Annotated in this window: 19 protein-coding genes; 7 read left to right on the top strand and 12 right to left on the bottom strand. The window is 62.3% G+C overall.

Features of this window, described 5'->3' with window-relative positions:
* Positions 1–59: 59 nt before the first annotated feature.
* Both AC0KVN_RS08050 and AC0KVN_RS08055 read right to left on the bottom strand, forming a co-directional pair.
* Positions 60–746 carry a phosphotransferase family protein gene (locus AC0KVN_RS08050; RefSeq protein ID WP_435568532.1) on the bottom strand — a complete coding sequence of 229 codons (687 nt, stop codon included), beginning with the start codon at positions 744–746 and terminating at the stop codon, positions 60–62.
* Positions 747–995: 249 nt separating this feature from the next.
* Positions 996–3,812 (bottom strand): autotransporter domain-containing protein, encoded by a 2,817-nt coding sequence (locus AC0KVN_RS08055; protein WP_483656051.1) that lies wholly within the window; start codon positions 3,810–3,812, stop codon positions 996–998.
* A gap of 219 nt (positions 3,813–4,031) precedes the next feature.
* Between AC0KVN_RS08055 and uvrA the strand changes: the two genes are divergently transcribed.
* Positions 4,032–6,947: an excinuclease ABC subunit UvrA gene (uvrA, locus tag AC0KVN_RS08060; RefSeq protein WP_037521785.1), complete on the top strand. Its 2,916-nt coding sequence runs from the start codon at positions 4,032–4,034 to the stop codon at positions 6,945–6,947.
* Positions 6,948–7,005: 58 nt separating this feature from the next.
* Here the strand turns inward: uvrA and AC0KVN_RS08065 are convergent, their stop codons facing one another.
* From AC0KVN_RS08065 to AC0KVN_RS08075, 3 genes are read right to left on the bottom strand one after another with little or no spacing between them, the layout of a single operon-like run.
* Positions 7,006–7,689: a hypothetical protein gene (locus tag AC0KVN_RS08065; protein ID WP_483656052.1), complete on the bottom strand. Its 684-nt coding sequence runs from the start codon at positions 7,687–7,689 to the stop codon at positions 7,006–7,008.
* A gap of 16 nt (positions 7,690–7,705) precedes the next feature.
* Entirely contained in the window at positions 7,706–8,194 is a 489-nt protein-coding gene (locus AC0KVN_RS08070; RefSeq protein ID WP_435568535.1) for a hypothetical protein, read from the bottom strand.
* Positions 8,194–9,054, bottom strand: a complete 861-nt coding sequence (locus AC0KVN_RS08075) for a ParA family protein (protein ID WP_435568536.1) — start codon at positions 9,052–9,054, stop codon at positions 8,194–8,196. Before AC0KVN_RS08075 ends, AC0KVN_RS08070 begins: the two co-directional genes overlap by 1 nt.
* Positions 9,055–9,371: 317 nt before the next feature.
* Here AC0KVN_RS08075 and AC0KVN_RS08080 point away from each other — a divergent pair, with 317 nt between their 5' ends.
* Together AC0KVN_RS08080 and AC0KVN_RS08085 are read left to right on the top strand one after the other, a co-directional pair.
* Entirely contained in the window at positions 9,372–10,571 is a 1,200-nt protein-coding gene (locus AC0KVN_RS08080; RefSeq protein ID WP_435568537.1) for a hypothetical protein, read from the top strand.
* Positions 10,572–10,682: 111 nt separating this feature from the next.
* On the top strand, positions 10,683–10,898 hold the full coding sequence (locus AC0KVN_RS08085; protein WP_004207726.1) for a cold-shock protein: 216 nt from the start codon (positions 10,683–10,685) through the stop codon (positions 10,896–10,898).
* Between the two features lie 58 nt (positions 10,899–10,956).
* On the opposite strand, the gene AC0KVN_RS08090 is transcribed toward AC0KVN_RS08085, so the two are convergent.
* Positions 10,957–11,559, bottom strand: coding sequence for a hypothetical protein (locus AC0KVN_RS08090; protein ID WP_048939059.1), 603 nt, complete (start codon positions 11,557–11,559; stop codon positions 10,957–10,959).
* Between the two features lie 136 nt (positions 11,560–11,695).
* On the opposite strand from AC0KVN_RS08090, the gene AC0KVN_RS08095 reads away from it, so the two are divergent.
* Together AC0KVN_RS08095 and AC0KVN_RS08100 are read left to right on the top strand one after the other, a co-directional pair.
* On the top strand, positions 11,696–11,902 hold the full coding sequence (locus AC0KVN_RS08095) for a hypothetical protein (protein WP_435568538.1): 207 nt from the start codon (positions 11,696–11,698) through the stop codon (positions 11,900–11,902).
* Between the two features lie 179 nt (positions 11,903–12,081).
* Complete coding sequence (locus AC0KVN_RS08100; protein ID WP_367350040.1) at positions 12,082–12,459, top strand: glycine zipper 2TM domain-containing protein; 378 nt, start codon at positions 12,082–12,084, stop codon at positions 12,457–12,459.
* A gap of 63 nt (positions 12,460–12,522) precedes the next feature.
* On the opposite strand, the gene AC0KVN_RS08105 is transcribed toward AC0KVN_RS08100, so the two are convergent.
* The 4 genes from AC0KVN_RS08105 to AC0KVN_RS08120 form a co-directional block, all read right to left on the bottom strand.
* Positions 12,523–13,455 (bottom strand): electron transfer flavoprotein subunit alpha/FixB family protein, encoded by a 933-nt coding sequence (locus AC0KVN_RS08105; protein WP_435568539.1) that lies wholly within the window; start codon positions 13,453–13,455, stop codon positions 12,523–12,525.
* A complete protein-coding gene (locus AC0KVN_RS08110) occupies positions 13,452–14,201 on the bottom strand; it encodes an electron transfer flavoprotein subunit beta/FixA family protein (protein WP_004207731.1) in 750 nt (249 codons plus the stop codon). Before AC0KVN_RS08110 ends, AC0KVN_RS08105 begins: the two co-directional genes overlap by 4 nt.
* Positions 14,202–14,313: 112 nt before the next feature.
* Positions 14,314–15,513: an ADP-forming succinate--CoA ligase subunit beta gene (gene sucC, locus AC0KVN_RS08115; protein WP_004207732.1), complete on the bottom strand. Its 1,200-nt coding sequence runs from the start codon at positions 15,511–15,513 to the stop codon at positions 14,314–14,316.
* A gap of 147 nt (positions 15,514–15,660) precedes the next feature.
* On the bottom strand, positions 15,661–15,987 hold the full coding sequence (locus AC0KVN_RS08120) for a hypothetical protein (protein ID WP_026109351.1): 327 nt from the start codon (positions 15,985–15,987) through the stop codon (positions 15,661–15,663).
* Between the two features lie 66 nt (positions 15,988–16,053).
* Here AC0KVN_RS08120 and AC0KVN_RS08125 point away from each other — a divergent pair, with 66 nt between their 5' ends.
* Positions 16,054–16,452, top strand: a complete 399-nt coding sequence (locus tag AC0KVN_RS08125) for a low affinity iron permease family protein (protein WP_017502013.1) — start codon at positions 16,054–16,056, stop codon at positions 16,450–16,452.
* A gap of 24 nt (positions 16,453–16,476) precedes the next feature.
* Here AC0KVN_RS08125 and AC0KVN_RS08130 read toward each other — a convergent pair whose 3' ends face one another.
* Together AC0KVN_RS08130 and nhaA are read right to left on the bottom strand one after the other, a co-directional pair.
* Positions 16,477–16,659 (bottom strand): hypothetical protein, encoded by a 183-nt coding sequence (locus tag AC0KVN_RS08130; RefSeq protein ID WP_435568540.1) that lies wholly within the window; start codon positions 16,657–16,659, stop codon positions 16,477–16,479.
* 113 nt (positions 16,660–16,772) lie between these two features.
* The gene (gene nhaA, locus AC0KVN_RS08135; RefSeq protein WP_435568543.1) at positions 16,773–17,987 is read right to left on the bottom strand and encodes a Na+/H+ antiporter NhaA; all 1,215 of its coding nucleotides are present in this window, start codon (positions 17,985–17,987) and stop codon (positions 16,773–16,775) included.
* Positions 17,988–18,184: 197 nt separating this feature from the next.
* Here nhaA and AC0KVN_RS08140 point away from each other — a divergent pair, with 197 nt between their 5' ends.
* Positions 18,185–19,570, top strand: a complete 1,386-nt coding sequence (locus AC0KVN_RS08140; RefSeq protein ID WP_435568891.1) for a glycosyl transferase family protein — start codon at positions 18,185–18,187, stop codon at positions 19,568–19,570.
* Positions 19,571–19,587: the final 17 nt, after the last annotated feature.

Consider the following 19,587-nt stretch of genomic DNA (forward strand, 5'->3'; position numbering starts at 1 on the left):
AGCATCCGCCGGGCGGCATCGGACGCGGACGAACCGCCCACCGCCATCCACCAACGACATCAGCCTTCCAGCGGCGGCAATCCGGCGCGCGCCAGCGCGTCGGCCAGATAGGCAGCAAAGGCGGCATCCCGTCCCGGCAGACGGTGCCGCAACCAGGCCAGCCCCACCAGCGCCCGCCAGGCGTTGAGCGCTTCCGGCTCCATCCCCGCCAGCTTGCGATAGCGCCCGACATAATAGGCCGTCGTCGCATCGCGCAGCATGCCCTCCAGCCTCCCGGCCGACTGCCCCGGCCCGAACCGCATCAGCATCTCGCTGCGCACCACATCGGCCGCCGGGGCCGATCGCGCCGCCTTCGACCAGTCGATCACCGCCAGCCCGTCGCCGCTGACGATCAGATTGGCCGGATGCAGGTCGCCATGGGACAGCCGGTCACCCTCGATCAACTGGTCCAGCCGGTCGATCGCCGCCGCGCGCAGCCGATCGCCGATCGGCGCCATCTCGATATCCTCGGCCAATATCGCCTTGCGGCTGCGCAGTTCGGGCAGGTCATGCGCATGAATGGCCCGCTGCAACGCCGCCATCGCGCCCATCGCCCAGCCGATCCGATGGGGATGGCGGACGATATGATGGAGCAGGTTCGGCCCCTCTATCTCGCTATAGATGATGCCCTGCCGCCCGCCCACCTCCGCGCGCCCGAACACGCGCGGCACCGGCAGGCCGGTCGCCTGGATCGCCTGCCGTCGCATGTTCGCGGGCGATGATCCCGGCGTCGACGCCCTCATGGAATAGTTTGAGCACCCGCCCCCCGTCCAGCCGATAGACCGCGGCGGAAGCGCCCTCGGCAATGAAGGTGGAAGGATCGGGCAACGTCATGCCCGTCGCCTGTGCCGCACCCGAACAGGCTTGACCAGTGTTTTTGCGCCGATACGCGCCATCAGCGACGCGACAGCTCGTCCGCCCCCTCGCCTGCGACCCGCTCGCCCCGTCCCGCCGCGCTAGAAGCGGAAGGACAGATTCCCCCGCCACTGCCAGCTCGACAGGCCGCTCGATCCGATCCCGTAATATTCGCCCGATCCGATCAGCGCGACATTGCCGCGCAACTGGATGCGCGTGCCGAACCGGACCGATCCCACCGCCGGCGTGGTCGCGATCAGGCGCAGGTCAGGCCCCAGGATACGGCCGCCATTGGGACGCAGATAGGCGAAATCGACGCCACCCTCGACATAGGGGGTGATGACCATATCATCCGATCGGAACGGCCGGCTGATCTCCAGCGACGTCGCCACTGCGCCATAATCATAGCGCGCATCGCCCTGCAGCACGCGCAGGTCGATATTGCCCACCTGCCCCTGCAGTACATAATTGTCGTGCCAGATGCTGGCATAGCTCCACGACAGGCGGGGCCGCAGCAGGAAGCTGCCGATCGGGCGCTGCGCGCTCATCCCGACCGTGCCCGACAGGGTGAAGCTGTCATGCTTGCCCGACAGCATCAACACATGCTGTTCATATTCGCCGAAATTGAAGCCGATGCTGGCATCCAGCACCACGTCCGAATTTGCCATCCGATGCACCATGTATGGCTTCACCGTGATAGAATCGGCCTGCTGGCGCATGCCGCCATTGAAGGATTTATAATCCGAATTGCCGAACTGGATGGCCAGGCCGGCAACGGTGCGCTTGTCGATCCAGCGATCCAGGCCAATATTATACTGGTTCGCGCTGCCCCTGGTCCGGGCGCCGGAACGGTCATCCTTCAGCGTCGAATAGCTCCATTCCCCCCAGGCGGTCCAGCGCCGGCGGGCATTGGCCGCAATCCGGCAGGCCTTCTCGACCAGTTGCGGATCGCCCCGCAGCCGGCCTTCACGCCCGGCCCGGCAGACTTCATCGGCGGTCATCAGCATCGGGCGCCGCTCATCGCGGCCCGGCGCGACACCGGTCGGCGCGATCGGCGGCAGCGTCTCGGGGCGCGGCCGCTGCAACGGCCGCACGGTCGGCCCGCCCACGTCCGGATCGGGCCGCAGTCCCGGTGTCACCGTATCCGGGTCAGGTCGCAAGCCCGGCGTCACCGTATCGGGATCAGGACGCAGGCCCGGCGTCACAGTGTCAGGATCAGGACGCAGCCCCGGCGTCACCGTATCCGGATCGGGTCGCAGGCCCGGCGTCACAGTGTCAGGATCAGGACGCAGCCCCGGCGTCACCGTATCAGGATCAGGCCGCAAGCCCGGCGTCACCGTGTCCGGATCAGGACGCAAGCCCGGCGTCACCGTATCAGGATCAGGCCGCAGTCCCGGTGTCACCGTGTCAGGATCAGGACGCAAGCCCGGCGTCACCGTATCCGGATCAGGACGCAGACCCGGCGTCACCGTATCGGGATCAGGACGCAGCCCCGGCGTCACCGTATCGGGATCGGGCCGCAGTCCCGGTGTCACCGTATCGGGATCGGGCCGCAGTCCCGGCGTCACCGTATCAGGATCAGGCCGCAAGCCCGGCGTCACCGTATCGGGATCAGGCCGCAAACCCGGCGTCACCGTATCCGGGTCAGGCCGCAGACCCGGCGTCACCGTATCCGGATCAGGGCGTAGGCCCGGCGTCACCGTATCCGGATCAGGTCGCAAGCCCGGCGTCACCGTGTCCGGGTCGGGCTGCAACCCTGGCGTCACCGTTCCCGGACCAGGACGCAGACCTGGCGTCACTGTATCAGGATCAGGCCGCAAGCCCGGCGTCACCGTATCAGGATCAGGTCGCAAACCCGGCGTCACCGTGTCCGGATCAGGCCGCAAACCCGGCGTCACCGTGTCCGGATCAGGACGCAGTCCCGGCGTCACCGTGTCCGGATCGGGCCGCAGACCTGGTGTTACCGTATCGGGATCAGGCCGTAAGCCCGGCGTCACTGTATCCGGATCAGGACGCAGTCCCGGCGTCACCGTGTCCGGATCAGGACGCAGCCCCGGCGTCACCGTATCGGGGTCAGGTCGCAATTCGGGTGTCGGTGTATCAGGGTCCGGGCGGACTTCCGGCGTCACTGTGTCGGGATCCGGCCGCGCCTCCGGCGTGATGGGAACGGGCACCGGCCGCAATTCGGGCGTCACGATTTCGGGATCAGGATGCAATTCCGGCGTCACCGTATCCGGATCAGGGCGCAGTCCCGGCGTTACCGTGTCGGGGTTCGGTCGCAACTCCGGCGTCACCGTATCCGGATCAGGGCGCAGTCCCGGCGTTACCGTGTCGGGGTTCGGCCGCAGTTCCGGCGTCACGGTCTCGGGCAAGGGCCGCAGGCCGGGCGTGATCAAATCCGGATTGGGGCGCAACCCCGGCGTTACCGTATCCGGCAAGGGGCGCAGCCCCGGCGTCACCGTATCCGGGTTTGGCCGCAATTCCGGCGTGATCAGATCGGGCAGTTCCGGGTCGGGCCGGTTCCAGTGGTCGGGAAAATTGATGCCGCCCGGATGCTGGTCGGCCGAATCGACGAAATTGTCATATTCCGCATATTCGGTGCGAATATGGGCGAACAGATTATGGGTGCCGCCATTTTCCCGCACGATGGGCGATACCGTCAGGTGCAGGCCGGTATCGGGCTGGGTCCAACTGTCCACCCGCTCCCCGGTCTCGGGAAAGACGACGAAAAACTCGCCCGGATCGACGCCGGACAGCCACACCGAATGGTCCTTGCCCTCGGTCCAGCCCAGGAAGATGATCCGCCCCGCCGGCGTCTCGCTCTGGGCCATGGCCCCGGTCGTCGCCAATGTCATGCCCGCGACGCTGCCCGCCACGCTCAGGACGCCCGCATGCCAATGGAGCCGCCAATAGGTCATGCCCCGTTTCTACGTGCGATCCCATAGCCGCTGCCATCCATGGAAACCCCGAGACAGGCCGAGACGCTCCCGCAGCCGAACCAGAAACGCCCTCCGGCCGGTGCAGCGCGCCATCGTCCACGCCCCGCCATCTTCCCCTGGCCGCTCCCCCTTCCTATCTTGCCTCCCGACCGGGCAACGCCCCTTGCCCCCACGGAACAAATCTGGAACAACGCCCCCATGAGTCTGACCCATATTTCGGTGCGCGGCGCGCGCGAGCATAATCTCAAGGGCGTGGACGTCGATCTGCCCCGCGACAGCCTGATCGTCATCACCGGCCTGTCCGGCTCGGGCAAGTCCAGCCTCGCCTTCGACACCATCTATGCCGAGGGGCAGCGTCGCTATGTGGAGTCGCTCTCCGCCTATGCGCGCCAGTTCCTGGAGATGATGCAGAAGCCCGATGTCGAGCATATCGAGGGCCTCAGCCCCGCCATCTCGATCGAGCAGAAGACCACCAGCCGCAACCCGCGCTCCACGGTCGCGACCGTCACCGAGATTTACGACTATATGCGCCTGCTCTGGGCGCGCGTCGGCATCCCCTATTCGCCCGCCACCGGCGAGCCGATCAGCGCCCAGACCGTCAGCCAGATGGTCGACCGCGTCATGCTCCTGCCCGAAGGCACCCGTTTCTACCTGCTCGCCCCGGTCGTGCGCGGCCGCAAGGGCGAATATCGCAAGGAACTGGCCGAGTGGCAGAAGGCGGGCTACACCCGCGTCCGCATCGACGGCGAGTTGTATCTGATCGAGGATGCCCCCGCCCTCGACAAGAAATACAAGCATGACATCGAGGTCGTGGTCGATCGCCTGGCGGTCAATGCCGACATGGCCACCCGCCTCGCCGACAGTTTCGAGCAGGCGCTCAAGCTCGCCGACGGCCTCGCCTTTGTCGACCTGGCCGAGGGCGTCGTCCCCGGCCGCGAGGACGAAGCGCAATCCGCGGGCAAGATGAAGAATGCCGGCATCCCCGCCAACCGCATCGTCTTTTCCGAGAAATTCGCCTGCCCGGTCAGCGGCTTCACCATTCCCGAGATCGAGCCGCGCCTCTTTTCCTTCAACGCCCCGATGGGCGCCTGCCCGGCCTGCGACGGCCTGGGCGAGCGGCAGGAGTTCGACCCCGAACTGGTCGTCCCCAACGAAGCCCTCTCGCTCAAGAAGGGCGCCGTCGTCCCCTGGGCCAAGTCCAACCCGCCCAGCCCCTACTATATGCAGGTCCTGGGCTCCCTCGCCAAGGAATTCGGCTTCAGCCTCGACACCGCCTGGGCCGATCTGCCGGGCGAAGTGAAGCTCATCATCCTCCACGGCACCGGCGGCAAGCCCGTTACCCTGCGCTTCGTCGACGGCAAGAAGAGCTACGAGGTCAAGAAGCCGTTCGAGGGCGTAATCGGCAACCTCAATCGCCGCTTGCTCCAGACCGAAAGCGCCTGGATGCGCGAGGAACTGTCCAAGTACCAGACCGCCATGCCCTGCGAGACCTGCCACGGCGCCCGCCTCAAGCCCGAGGCGCTCGCGGTCAAGATCGCCGGCGAGGACATTAGCGTCTCCACCCGCCGCTCGGTGGTGGACGCGCTCGCCTTCTTCACCGCTATGCCCGACGCGCTCAATGACCAGCAGAACCAGATCGCCCGCGCCATCCTCAAGGAAATTGTCGAGCGCCTCGGCTTCCTCAACAATGTCGGCCTCGACTATCTGAACCTCGACCGCACATCAGGCACCCTGTCGGGCGGCGAAAGCCAGCGCATCCGCCTCGCCAGCCAGATCGGCTCGGGCCTCTCGGGCGTCCTCTACGTCCTCGACGAACCCTCGATCGGCCTGCACCAGCGCGACAATGACCGGCTGCTCGTCACCCTCAAGCGCCTGCGCGACCTCGGCAACAGCGTCATCGTCGTCGAGCATGACGAGGATGCGATCCGCGCCGCCGACTATATTGTCGACATGGGGCCGGGCGCCGGCGTCCATGGCGGCACCATCGTCGCGCAGGGCACCCTGCCCGAACTGCTGGCGCACAAGGACAGCCTGACCGCGGACTATCTCAACGGCACTCGCCGCATCGAAGTGCCCGCCAAGCGCCGCAAGGGCTCGGGCAAGAAGCTCACCGTCCACAATGCCCGCGCCAACAACCTCACCGGCGTCACCGCGTCGATCCCGCTCGGCACCTTCACCTGCATCACCGGCGTCTCGGGATCGGGCAAGTCCAGCTTCACCATCGACACCCTCTATGCCGCCAGCGCCCGCACCCTCAACGGTGCCCGCATCGTCGCCGGCCCGCATGACAAGATCACGGGCCTGGAACATTGCGACAAGGTGATCGACATCGACCAGTCGCCGATCGGCCGCACCCCGCGCTCCAACCCGGCCACCTATACCGGCGCCTTCACCAATATCCGCGACTGGTTCGCCGGCCTGCCCGAAGCGCAGGCGCGCGGCTACAAGCCCGGCCGCTTCTCCTTCAACGTCAAGGGCGGCCGCTGCGAAGCCTGCCAGGGCGACGGCGTGCTCAAGATCGAGATGCACTTCCTCCCCGACGTCTATGTCACCTGCGACGTCTGCCATGGCGCCCGCTACAATCGCGAGACGCTGGAGGTGAAGTTCAAGGGGATGAGCATCGCCGACGTGCTCGACATGACGGTCGAGGATGCGGTGGAGTTCTTCAAGGCCGTGCCGCCGATCCGCGACAAGATGGCGATGCTCGCCGAAGTGGGCCTTGGCTATATCAAGGTCGGCCAGCAGGCCACCACCCTGTCGGGCGGCGAAGCCCAGCGCGTCAAGCTCGCCAAGGAATTGTCGCGCCGCGCCACCGGCAACACATTGTATATCCTCGACGAACCCACCACCGGCCTGCATTTCGAGGATGTCCGCAAGCTGCTGGAAGTCCTCCACGCCCTGGTCGAACAAGGCAACAGCGTCGTGGTGATCGAGCATAATCTCGATGTCATCAAGACGGCGGATTATATCATCGACATGGGCCCCGAGGGCGGCGTGAAAGGCGGCGAAGTCGTCGCACAAGGCACGCCGGAGCAGGTGGTGAAGGAGCCGAGGAGCTTTACCGGGCGCTATCTTGCGCCGCTGTTGGGGTTGGAGGCTGTGGCGGCGGAGTGACAGGGGTCTTCGAAAGATTTCATGCTAATATTTAAATGCGGCTAGTATTTAAATGCAGCTAGATCACTGGTCGATTTAGGATCGTTTTTCGCGCCGCTGACATCCCATGCAACAAAAATTGCCGCGCGCTCGAACTCATTCCATCCCAGACCTCAGAAGACGTCGTAAGCAAAAAGGTATAATTAATTATTTGGATAGCACGAGAAAACTCTCGGAGCGCCAACTTAAGAGATTTATCATCATGGGATGTATCTTTAAGAGATTTAGAACTCCACACACCCGGTATTTGACCATGTATTATCGCGGATATTTCACTATACCACGAATCCAACTCAGAAGATAAGCCAAATACATCCTGCTTTGATTTGAAAAATGGAGTATGCAAAATATGATAGTCTATAATTTTACTTTTAGAAAGATAAAATGATTTATCACTTACAAGAGTTCTAAGTTCTACTTCATGATCACAAAAATACGAGAAATATAGCGCATTCTCAACTGCAGACCTCATACTTGATGCCGCCGGCTTATAAAGACCCACAGCAAAACAGGCAGGCACAAAAAATAGAGATGCCTTCATTTCCTGTAAAAATGGAAGAGCGGGATTCCTATGATACTGGAAGCTTAGCTCATGATTCCAAATTGTCACCAATCGACAACCACGTTCAATCTGATTCAATGATTCGGTATCGGCAGTGAATTTATCCGCGCTTTTTTTTCCATTCAATGTTTGCCAGCGCATCAGATATTTTCATATTTTATCGACCCGTAATGCCAGCCAGGAATGGATCCACATTTGATCCACTTTGGATGATATCCGAAAGCAAATCCCAATCATCCTTTGAAGCCATACTTCTGAATGCGCCAATGCCATCTTTCATCGACAGGCCGTAATCAATAACATCACTCACCTCTCGATTTACTTGATAAAAAAGAGACCAAAGCTGAGACTTTGTTATCTTTCGCCTCTTCACTGTATCAAATAAAGAATCAACATCATATTCAACTGATTTTATTTTTACATTTGATGAATGGGTTTTATAATTTCTATTACGCTCCTGTCCTTTTTGAATTTCTTTATTCGACAGCGGAACCAAGCCATCAACAAATGCGGCAAGTTGGATATTCACATCCCCCCGCCTCAAGACCTGCGCCGCAACGCGCGCCTCTTCAGGCGAAATATTCATATCCAAGATCGCGCTCGCAAAAGCACGAAATAGCGCTACTTGAACTATGGATTCATCCATTACATAATCCTTCCTAGCAACTCGGTACCAACCCGCCTAAGATTGTCCATAGCCGCCCGTTGGTACGCCACGCTCCGATCCCAGACGAAATCTCTTCCTTGATTTGCCTTTTGATAGTGAGACCTTTTTCGAAGCGTATTTTTTAAACATAGAGGTCCATATTTTGGATCGAGTCGGATAGTATTCTCTTCCGAAGATCGAGTAGGACCCGTCATATTAAACAGTATATGCGACTTCACCTTTGGCTCCATCGGCCCACGCCCATCCACAAACCGCCTCATAAGCCCCAATCCCCGAACAGCAAAATTCTCCGGCTTGACGGGTATGAGGACATGATCAGAAACCCCCAACGAAGTTTGAGTAAAAACTGACCCAGCAGGATGGCAATCTAAAATTATTAGATCATAAGCCGACCGAGCCTGCGAAATGAAGCTCGCAAACCGCTCTTTCATAAGAGGCAAACTTCGGCCCGGCTGCCCCAAGGCCACAAACATAAGATTTAACGTTGATGGAACAATGTCGAGGACATTTTTACCACCACCAAAAACGTTATGAGCAATAGACGATACATTCGGGGGAGGAAAAAAACCCATATCTTGCAAACTAAAAGGATCAACTTCAGTGGACTGATCCATCAATATCGATAGAGTTGTTTTATAATCTTTTTCTAATTTGAAATATAATTTTGAATCCAAGTACATTTGCGATGCGTTAAATTGTGGATCGTAATCTATCAATAGAACTCGTGACGCGTGACCTCGCCCGAGCGGCTCGCGTGCAGCAAGTCCAGCGAGATGACAAGCAACCGTCGTTTTACCCACCCCACCCTTCATGTTCATAACAGTAAGTACGGTTGCCATCTCACCCCCCATCGCAGATATCGCGTCGCCCATGCTTTCCGAAGTCACTTGAGGAGTGACATGAAAACAATGGGATAATCTTTCAATTTTCGCGGCTTGCCTACCCTCGGCCCGTGATACGGCAATGGGCCAATATCCATCAAGGGCGATTTTCAAATCGTAAATGAAGCAGCACAATCGACACGTCAGAAATTTCGGCACCTCAGCCCTCAAAGCAATACTATCTTCCGAACCGGTCCCTTTTTGTTCTGTCCTACACCCCGCCTTTCTGCCTACCCTTCCGGCAACGCGTCCTCTTTCCCTGAAAGGGCCTTGCCATGTCCTGCGCATTTCCGCCGATCACGCCGCCCCTGCCGGACACTATCCCCACGCCCGATCCGCAGCGGCGGGTCGATGGCTGGAGCCCGGCGCGCCAGCGGCGCTTCCTGGAGATACTCGCCGCCACCGGCGTCATCATGCTCGCCTGCGAAGGGGTGCGCATCACCGCGCGCTCGGCCTATACGCTGCGTATCCGCCATGATGGCGCGGCCTTTCGCCTGGGCTGGGACGCCGCGATCCTGATCGCCCGCGCCCGCCTGGCCGACGATCTCCTGTCGCGCGCGATCATGGGCAGCGAGGAGACGATCCGCAAGGATCCCGACAATTATGAAGTCCGCCGCCACCGCCATGACAATCGCCTTGCCATGTCGATGCTCGCGCGGCTCGATCGCATGGCCGACAGCCCGCCCGAAGGGTCGGACGCCGCGCTCGCCCGCGTCGTGGCCCAGGATTTCACCGCCTATCTCGACCTCATCTGCCCGGCCGAGGAGGCCGACAAGGAGTCCGAACTGATCGGCCTGCCGCGCACCGGCATGGAACATATGGCCCGCCAGATGGCCGACGCCCGCCTGCTCAATGGCGATCAGCCCGAAACGCCCGAACCCGTCGCACCGGAGGCGGCAACCGCCCTTGCCCCCGCCGCCTCGGTCGCGCTGTTCATCGCCGCCCGGCTGGCGCTCCAGCCCGGTGCCAAGCGCCCGCCAATCCAGCCCGGAATCTCGCCCTTTTCCGACCGGAATGAACGGTGTGAACTTCGCCCCCATATCCACCGCGCCGACCTGCCGCCGGAGGAGGCCGCGACCCGTTTGCGCGGCGTCTGGTGGGATGAGGATCGCGAGCAATTGCGCACCGATTACCCCGCCCCGCCCGACTTCACCGGCGACCAGAGCGGGGATTATTACGATATCGACGATTATGACCGCACCCTGACACAAGCCGAGGAGGCCGCCTATGCCGCGGAGCTGGAGGCGGAGGCCCGCCCCTATGAGGAAGCCGCCACCCGCGCCCGCGACGCCCGTTTCGGCTTCGCGCCAGGCAGTGACGAGGAAATCGCCGTCCTGGAAGCGGCCGGCTACGAGCTGCTGAGCGAGGAGGAGGAGGAAGACGAGGAGGAAGAGGAGGACGCGGCGGCAGACCCCGCCGAAACGGCCAGTGATTTGCCAGGACGCCCGCAATGCCGTACAAGGGCGCTGCTATAGTCGCAAATCGACGGTCTTCGGCGCTTTGCGGCACCTATCTCCCTCTTTCCCTGCCCCTCTAGCGACCCGGCGTGCCCGCCATGGGTCCGCCGCATGAAAGAAGGAAATATCATGAGCAGCATCACCGGAACCGTGAAGTTCTTCAACGCCGACAAGGGCTATGGCTTCATCGAGCCCGACACCGGCGGCCAGGACGCGTTCGTCCACATCAGCGCCGTCGAGCGCGCCGGCCTCGCCACCCTGCGCGAGAAGGACCGCGTCACCTATGACCTGGAGCAGGACAAGCGCGGCAAGATGGCCGCGGTGAACATCGCCCACGCCGAATAATCGGCCGATAAGCGAATGATCGGGCCGGGCGCCATCTCACCGTGGCGCCCGATCCCGGTCAGATATAATCCTCGGCAATGCTGGCGCCCAGCAGGATCAGGTTCGCCGCGATCAGCATCGCCATGTTCGCGCGCCGGCTCCGCACCCGCAGCAGCGCGACCAGCAGGGTCAGCAGCCCCACCAGCCCGCCCAGCAGGATCGGCGCGGCATAGGGGGCAAGCGGCCCGGCGGGGGCTTCGGCCACCGGCCTCACCTCTTCCAGCACGCCCTGGCCGATCGTGACCGCGACATTGGCCAGCAGCAGCCCGCCGATCACCATCCGCTTCTGGCGGTCATACCAGTCGTCGAAATCGGGCCATTGTTCCGGCTCGTCGGGAAAGATCAGCGACGCGGCAAGATGATAGACGCCCACGATCGCCAGCACCACGACCAGCGTCAGATAGCTCGCATCCATCTGGTCCCGCATGATATAGGCGCTGCCCCAGAAGCTGGTGAGGTCCAGCAGCACGAACAGCCCCAGCAGCGGCGTCAACCAGCCGATCCGCACCGGCTTGGCGGTCCGCTTGAGCTTGAGCGCACGGGCAAAGCCGCCCAGCACCTCGGCGATCGCCAGCCCCAGCAGCAGTCCGAACACCGCGAACACCAGATCGAATGCCGACATTGCCACCCCCTAGTCACGGCAGCCCCCGCCACCGTCCGTCGCAAGACTAGCAAGGCCCGTCGCGGACGCAATCATGCTCGGAACCCTTGCCGCCGACGCCGGTTCTTTTCCCCGACTGGCAACCAAGGAGTTCCCCATGATCCGCACCCTGATTTTCGGCGCCATCGCCGGCTATGTCGGAAAGAAGCTCTATGACGACGGCAAGCTGACCGAGTTCAAGGACGACCTCGTCGCCCGCTACAACGAAGCCCGTGCCAAGCTGGAGGATCAGCGCATCCAGGACAGCCCGGCCTCGGTTGTCACCCCGGCCACGGCCAGCGGCGCCTCGCCCCTGGCGCATTAAGCCCCATCCTCTCGGCGGCGCGTCCCCTCGACGCGCCGTTGATGCCGTCCGCTCGCTGCCGCACTCCCCTCTCGATGGCAGCGGCGGGCGGTTTCGCGTTTCTGATCAGTATCTTGGCGCAACCTTCGCGCCGCTTGCGGGTTCCCCTCCCGACAGGGAAAAGAAGAGGAGACTATCCGGTGCGTACCCCCATAATGGCGCTTGCCGCCCTTGCCATGCTCCCGCTCGGCGCCTGCGCCTCGGACAATTATGGCGGCGGCTATGGCTATGACCGCCCCGGCGGCTACAATCGCCCGCCCGGCGGCCGCGACCGGGATCGCCGCCCGCCGCGCCGCCATCTCGGCGACAATGACCAGATCTACCGCGACCGCGACGGCCGCTATTATTGCAAGCGGGATGACGGCACCACCGGCACCATCGTCGGCGCCCTTGCCGGCGGAGTGCTCGGCAATGTCATCGCTCCCGGCGGCTCCAAGACGCTCGGCACCATCCTGGGCGGTGCCGGCGGCGCCCTTGCCGGCCGGGCCATCGACAAGAACGACATCAACTGCGAATAGCCCGCACAGAAAAAGGGCGTGGGGATCACTCCCCACGCCCTTTCCTACTCAAGCCAATCCGGCTTACAGCTTGCCGGTCAGTTCCGGCACCACCTTGAACAGATCACCGACCAGGCCGATGTCGGCCACCTGGAAGATCGGCGCATCCTCGTCCTTGTTGATGGCGACGATGGTCTTGCTGTCCTTCATGCCGGCGAGGTGCTGGATCGCACCGGAGATGCCGACCGCGATATAGACTTCCGGCGCGACGATCTTGCCGGTCTGGCCGACCTGATAGTCGTTGGGGACATAGCCCGCGTCGACCGCAGCGCGCGAGGCACCGACCGCCGCGCCCAGCTTGTCGGCCAGCGGCATGATATATTCCTCGAAGGTCGGACCGTCCTTCAGCGCGCGGCCACCCGACACGATGATCTTGGCGCTGGTCAGCTCGGGCCGTTCCAGCTTGGCGATCTCGGCGCCGACGAAGGCGGAAATGCCCTTGTCGCCGGTCGAGGCCACGGCTTCCACCGCGCCATTGCCGCCGTCCTTGGCCGCCTTTTCAAAGGCGGTGCCGCGAACGGTGATGACCTTCTTGGCGTCCTTCGACTTGACCGTCGCAATCGCGTTGCCGGCATAGATCGGCCGAGTGAAGGTATCTTCGCTCTCGACCGACAGGATGTCGCTGATCTGCATGACATCGAGCAGGGCGGCGACGCGCGGCGCGATATTCTTGCCGTTGCTGGTGGCCGGCGCGACGAACGCATCATGATGGCCCATCAGCTCGACGATCAGCGGCGCGACATTTTCCGGCAGCGCATGGCCAAAGGCCGCGTCATCGGCGACATGGACCTTGCCCACGCCGGCGATCTTGGCGGCTTCGGCGGCAACGCCGTCGACGCCCTGGCCGGCGACCAGCAGATGGACTTCGCCCAGCTTGGCGGCGGCGGTCACGGCGGAAAGGGTCGCGTCCTTGACGGCGCCGCCCTCATGTTCAACCCAAACGAGCGTCTTCGTCATGCTGCAACTCCCAGAGCCTTGAGCTTGGCCACCAGTTCATCGACGTCGGCAACCTTGATGCCGGCCGAGCGCTTGGGCGGTTCGGAGACCTTGAGCGTCTCCAGACGGGCGGCGATGTCGACGCCATAATCAGCCGGGGTCTTGTTCGCGAGCGGCTTGGACTTGGCCTTCATGATGTTCGGCAGCGACGCATAGCGCGGCTCGTTGAGGCGCAGGTCGGTGGTGATGATCGCCGGAGTGTTGAGCTTCACCGTCTCCAGGCCGCCATCGACTTCGCGGGTGACGTTGACCTTGTCGCCCTCTACCTCGACCTTGCTGGCAAAGGTGCCCTGCGGCAGGTTCAGCAGCGCGGCGAGCATCTGGCCGGTCTGGTTGCTGTCATCGTCGATCGCCTGCTTGCCCAGGATGATCAGGCCAGCGCCTTCCTCTTCCTGAACCTTGGCGAGCAGCTTGGCGACGCCCAGCGGTTCGACCTCATCATCGGTCTGGATCAGGATGGCGCGGTCCGCGCCCATCGCCAACGCCGTGCGCAGCGTTTCCTGCGCCTTGGCGACGCCGATCGATACCGCCACGACCTCGGTCGCTGCGCCCTTTTCCTTCAGGCGAATGGCTTCCTCGACGGCGATTTCGTCGAACGGGTTCATGCTCATCTTGACGTTGGCCAGGTCCACGCCCGTGCCATCCGCCTTCACCCGCGGCTTCACATTGTAATCAATAACCCGCTTCACGGGCACAAGGATCTTCATTTCAACATCCTCCATTTTCACGCCATCGCCCGCCAACGCGAACACGGACGTGGGCGACCCGTTTCCAGGTCACCCACGCCCTATGGCGTATCTTCTCAGGTGATTAGGGGGCTCAGGCCGCCTTCCTCACTTCTGCCACGATCTTCTTGGCCGCATCGCCCAGGTCGTCCGCGGGGACGATCGGCAGACCCGAATTGGCCAGAATGTCCTTGCCCTGCTGGACGTTGGTGCCTTCCAGGCGGACAACCAGCGGAACCGACAGGTTCACTTCCTTGGCAGCCTCGACGATGCCATTGGCAATGATGTCGCACTTCATGATGCCGCCGAAGATGTTGACCAGAATGCCCTTAACGGCCGGATCCTTCAGGATGATCTTGAACGCCGCGGTCACCTTTTCGGTGGTGGCGCCGCCCCCCACGTCCAGGAAGTTGGCGGGGAATTCGCCGTTCAGCTTGATGATGTCCATGGTCGCCATGGCCAGGCCAGCGCCGTTCACCATGCAGCCGATGTTACCGTCCAGCTTGATGTAGGCGAGGTCGTACTTCGACGCTTCGACTTCGGCCGCATCTTCCTCGGTCAGGTCGCGCAGTTCGGCGATGTCCTTGTGACGGAACATGGCGTTGCCGTCGAAACCTACCTTGGCGTCGAGGACGAGGAGGTTGCCCTGCTCGGTCAGCGCCAGCGGGTTGACTTCGATCTGCTCGGCATCGGTGTCGAGGAACGCGGCGTAGAGCGACGCAGCAACCTTCGAAGCCTGCTTGGCGAGGTCGCCAGTCAGGCCCAGGGCAGCAGCAACGGCGCGGCCGTGGTGCGGCTGGAAGCCGGTGGCCGGATCGACCGAGAAGCTGTGGATCTTCTCGGGGGTCGAGTGGGCGACCTCTTCAATGTCCATGCCGCCTTCGGTCGACACGACGAAAGCGATGCGGCTGGTGGCACGATCGACCAGCAGCGCCAGGTAGAATTCCTTGGCGATGTCGGCGCCGTCGGTGATGTACAGGCGGTTGACCTGCTTGCCGGCTTCGCCGGTCTGGATGGTGACCAGCGTGTTGCCGAGCATGTCGGTGGCGTGGGCCTTCACCTCGTCCAGGTTGAAGGCCAGGCGGACGCCGCCCTTGGCTTCGGGGGCCAGTTCCTTGAACTTGCCCTTGCCGCGGCCACCAGCGTGGATCTGCGACTTCACGACATAGAGCGGTCCGGGCAGCTTCTTGGCAGCCTCGACGGCTTCCTCGACAGTGAAGGCAGCGTGACCGGCGGCGATCGGCGCGCCATACTTGGCGAGCAGTTCCTTCGCCTGATATTCGTGAATGTTCATGGGCTAGCCCGTCCTTTGTTCACAGGAAAACTGTTGAGGCGGGTTAAGCACAGGCGAGGAAGCAGGGCCAGAGCCATTTCGCAAAACGACTTTGCAAAATTGCAAAACCCTTGCGAAGCCCGACCCTGCTTTATTGTGAAATCGGCGTCAGAAGGAGCAGTGAATGGCGGCCTTGCTGGTCACCAGGAAAATCTCCGGATCCTCCAGCGCACGGACTTTATAGAGCAGTTCGTCCATGCTCATCTTGCCCATGTGCGACTTGTGGAGCGAGGCGATCGACTGGAGCCGCCGCAACTGCACCAGGCTGAGCCGATCGACCATGCGTTCGGCCATACAGCCCGCCATTCGCGGCGAAAGACCAGCATCGATCAGCCCGGCGCGCACGCGTGATTCGGGGGAAACGCTGGCGCAGGAGGCCAGCAGAAGGGAGCCGGCGAGCGCGCCGATCGTTGCACGAAAAGATATGGTTGCCATGGGCATGGCCATGACAGCAGATGGCTGAACAGAGCCTAAATGCGCTGAGCACCCAAAGGAGTTTGCATGGATCGGATATTTTCCGCCCTGTCGGCACGGATCGCCAGTTGGACCGGCCAGCCGCTCGCCTTCATCCTGGCAGTCGGCGTGGTATTGATCTGGGGCGTGACGGGCCCGCTCTTTCATTATTCCGACACTTGGCAACTGGTGATCAATACCGGCACGACCATCGTCACCTTCCTGATGGTCTTCCTGATCCAGAATGCCCAGAACCGCGACGGCGCCGCGATCCAGGCCAAGCTCGACGAACTGATCCGTTCGATCGAGACCGCGCGCAACGACTTCATCGGCATCGAACATCTGACCGAAGCCGAACTGGAGAAGATCAAGAAGATACTGGAGCGCGAATGCGGTGCCGACGGCCCGCATCAGGACGTGATCGATCGCCTGATTTCCCGTCGATAGCGCGATGGCGCAACGGTCGGAGGATCAATGCGCCGGAATGATCAGCCTCTCCAGTTGCTCATTGCGCCTGCGATAGGCTTCGACCTGATCGATATAACCGCGCGCCAGCCCTTCATAGGCAGCGCGCCCCTCGGGCGATGCTGTTGCCTGCGCGTTTATCAGCGACATCTGCTGGCGATGCAGCAGATAGTTGACGTCCGTCTCCATCGGTTCGCCCTCCTCCCGTATTTTTCGAAAGTGCGGTCGGCGCGCTGACGCGAAGCGAGTCGCGGCAACGGCAGGGCAATAGTAGCATGAAGGTTAATGCTACGCGATTCCCCTCACCCCGCGCCCCGCGCGACCGATCGCGGCGTTGGCGCGAAACGGAGGACCGCATAACCGAACAGCGCGGACAGCAAGGATCCGCCAAGGATGCCGATCTTGGCCTCCTCGACTAGCAATGGCTGCCCCGGAAAGGCGAGCGCACCAATGAACAAGCTCATGGTGAAGCCAATGCCGCACAGTAACGCCATGCCGTAAATCTGCACCCAGGTCGCCCCCGAAGGCCGCGCCGCGATGCCCAGTTTCTGCGCCAGCCAAATGCTCCCGAACACGCCCAGTTGCTTGCCAAGCAGCAGCCCCAGCGCCACGCCGATCGGCAAGGGGCTGAGCAAAGCGCCGATCGCCTCGCCATTGAGCGTGATGCCGGCATTGGCGAAGCCGAAGAGCGGCACGATCAGATAGGCGCTCCAGGGATGGATCAGATGTTCCAGGCGATGGAGCGGACTGTCCACCGCATCCGGCGCACCCGGCGTGCGATTGACCGGAATGGTGATGGCGGCGAGCACGCCCGCGATCGTGGCATGCACGCCCGACAGCAGCATCAGATACCAGAGCAGCAGGAAGCCGATGAGATAAGGTGCCAAGGCCCGCACACCGCCACGGCTCATCCCGAACATGACCAGCAGGACGACAAAGGCGCCGGCCAAAGCCATGACATCCAGCCCCTGGCTATAGGCCAGCGCAATGATCGCGACCGCACCCATGTCGTCGACGATCGCGACAGCCGTCAGGAACAGCTTGATCGATGCGGGAGCCCGCGATCCCAGCAGCGCCAGAACCCCAATCGCGAAGGCAATATCCGTGGCCGCCGGGATCGCCCAGCCGCGCGCCAGGGCCGGTTCCCCAGCCGTAACGGCCAGATAGACCAGCGCTGGCGCGATCATACCCGCCCCCGCCGCGATGAAAGGCAGGCGCCGCCTCTCCCAGGTGGACAGACCGCCATCGACGAACTCACGTTTGATCTCCAGCCCGACCAGCAGGAAGAAGATCGCCATCAGTCCGTCATTGACCCACAAATGGATCGTCATGGGACCGAGTGCAGGAGCGAGCACCGGCCCCGTCACCATATGGAAGATGTCATGATAGACATGGCCGGCAGCACCCGGAAGATTCGCCATGATCATTGCGATCGCAGCCGAAATCATCAGCAAGACGCCACTGCCTGCTTCTCCCTTCAGGAAATTCCTGAGGGCGGACACGGGCCGTTCGGTCACGTCTCTTCTCCATAAGTGCTTGCCGGTATTGCCATTCTTCCCCCCCTTAGGGAAATTTCCGCTCAGGTCCAACCCAGATCCGCCGGCCAATGTTGACAGACTTTCTCCAAAATACTTGGAAGACCGCTGTTCTCATGACATAAATTCGCCCTGCCGCATGGCGATCGGGACAGGGGGAATCCGGGATCGTGGGGGACATGCTCTTTGGCGCGCTACAGGCGCTGCATTATGAGATATTGTTGTTCGCAGTCATCGGCTTCGCCTTGGGCGGGCTGGATGATCTGGCGATCGACCTTCTTTTCCTGATCCGCCGAGCCTGGCGGGCGGTCCGGCATCCTCGCCGCCTCCGCATGACGATGGCGACATTGCCACCTTCATCGACGCCCGGCCGTATCGCCATCTTCATTCCCGCCTGGCAGGAAGCGGACGTCATCGGCGCAATGCTGCGCCATGCCGTACATTGCTGGGGCGATGCCGATTATCGCATATTCGTCGGCGCCTATCCCAATGATCCGGCGACGATCGACGCGATCGCATCGGTCGCCATCGATCAACCGTATATCATATTGTGCCTGAATGACCGCCCCGGCCCGACAACGAAGGCCGATTGCCTGAACATCAACTGGCGCAGCATGCTGGCGGAGGAAGGTCGAAGCGGCATCCGGTTCAAGGCCATCGTCATGCATGATGCCGAAGACGTCGTGCATCCCGATGAAATCCGGCTGTTCGATCATATGATCGACCGGTTCGCGCTCGTGCAATTGCCGGTACTCCCCCTACCCGGTCGCGGCACCTGGTTTTCCCGTGCCATCGCCAATCATTATTGCGATGAGTTTGCGGAAGCTCATGGGAAGTCCCTGACAGTGAGGGAATTTCTTGGTGCATCCATTCCCTCTGCTGGCGTCGCCTGCGCCTTTGAAAGAAATATATTGGCCGCTCTCGCCCCTCATGCTGACGCGGGGCCATTCGATCCGGGATCATTGACCGAAGATTATGAAGCGGGGTTGCGGATCGCCGACATGGGCGGCCGGGGCATCTTCCTGCGCATCCGTGACGCACAGGGCCGTCTTGTCGCGACACGCGAATATTTTCCCGACAGCGCCCCGGCCGCCATCCGCCAAAAGGCGCGCTGGATCATCGGCATTTCGCTAGCCGGATGGGACCGGATGGGCTGGCAGGGCGGCCCGGCCGAATGGTGGATGCGGATCAGGGACCGACGCGCCACCCTTGCGGCCCTGATCATCGTCGCCGCCTACGCCACGCTGCTGCTCTGGAGCATGTTGGAACTGGCGCGCCCATTCCTGCCGCCGCAAATGCGCCCGTCGACGCCGCTTATCGACAGCTTGCTGACGCTCAATCTCTGGCTCATGGCATGGCGCATCACGATGCGCGCGGTCTTTGCCGGCCATGCCTATGGCTGGCGGCATGGACTGGCGGCCGTGCCGCGCATGTTCGTCGGCAACGCGATCGCTATCCTTGCCGCCCGGCGCGCCGTGATCCTTTATGTCCAGTCGCTGCTGGGCAAGCCGCTGGTGTGGGACAAGACGCAACATCGCTTCCCCGACATGGAGGAGCAGGCATGATCGGATCATCGGCCGAT

The organism is Sphingobium sp. SG1 (genome assembly GCF_057063145.1).

Excerpts from the sequence above, each read along its gene's own strand:
- AC0KVN_RS08070 (WP_435568535.1), bottom strand. The coding sequence starts at position 8,194 with ATGGATGAATCCATAGTTCAAGTAGCGCTATTTCGTGCTTTTGCGAGC.
- AC0KVN_RS08130 (WP_435568540.1), bottom strand. The coding sequence starts at position 16,659 with ATGGAGACGGACGTCAACTATCTGCTGCATCGCCAGCAGATGTCGCTG.
- uvrA (WP_037521785.1), top strand. The coding sequence starts at position 4,032 with ATGAGTCTGACCCATATTTCGGTGCGCGGCGCGCGCGAGCATAATCTC.
- AC0KVN_RS08075 (WP_435568536.1), bottom strand. The coding sequence starts at position 9,054 with ATGGCAACCGTACTTACTGTTATGAACATGAAGGGTGGGGTGGGTAAA.
- sucC (WP_004207732.1), bottom strand. The coding sequence starts at position 15,513 with ATGAACATTCACGAATATCAGGCGAAGGAACTGCTCGCCAAGTATGGC.
- AC0KVN_RS08120 (WP_026109351.1), bottom strand. The coding sequence starts at position 15,987 with ATGGCAACCATATCTTTTCGTGCAACGATCGGCGCGCTCGCCGGCTCC.
- AC0KVN_RS08055 (WP_483656051.1), bottom strand. The coding sequence starts at position 3,812 with ATGACCTATTGGCGGCTCCATTGGCATGCGGGCGTCCTGAGCGTGGCG.
- AC0KVN_RS08080 (WP_435568537.1), top strand. The coding sequence starts at position 9,372 with ATGTCCTGCGCATTTCCGCCGATCACGCCGCCCCTGCCGGACACTATC.
- AC0KVN_RS08110 (WP_004207731.1), bottom strand. The coding sequence starts at position 14,201 with ATGAAGATCCTTGTGCCCGTGAAGCGGGTTATTGATTACAATGTGAAG.
- AC0KVN_RS08090 (WP_048939059.1), bottom strand. The coding sequence starts at position 11,559 with ATGTCGGCATTCGATCTGGTGTTCGCGGTGTTCGGACTGCTGCTGGGG.
- AC0KVN_RS08140 (WP_435568891.1), top strand. The coding sequence starts at position 18,185 with ATGCTCTTTGGCGCGCTACAGGCGCTGCATTATGAGATATTGTTGTTC.
- AC0KVN_RS08085 (WP_004207726.1), top strand. The coding sequence starts at position 10,683 with ATGAGCAGCATCACCGGAACCGTGAAGTTCTTCAACGCCGACAAGGGC.
- AC0KVN_RS08095 (WP_435568538.1), top strand. The coding sequence starts at position 11,696 with ATGATCCGCACCCTGATTTTCGGCGCCATCGCCGGCTATGTCGGAAAG.
- AC0KVN_RS08105 (WP_435568539.1), bottom strand. The coding sequence starts at position 13,455 with ATGACGAAGACGCTCGTTTGGGTTGAACATGAGGGCGGCGCCGTCAAG.
- AC0KVN_RS08050 (WP_435568532.1), bottom strand. The coding sequence starts at position 746 with ATGCGACGGCAGGCGATCCAGGCGACCGGCCTGCCGGTGCCGCGCGTG.
- AC0KVN_RS08065 (WP_483656052.1), bottom strand. The coding sequence starts at position 7,689 with ATGCGCTGGCAAACATTGAATGGAAAAAAAAGCGCGGATAAATTCACT.
- AC0KVN_RS08125 (WP_017502013.1), top strand. The coding sequence starts at position 16,054 with ATGGATCGGATATTTTCCGCCCTGTCGGCACGGATCGCCAGTTGGACC.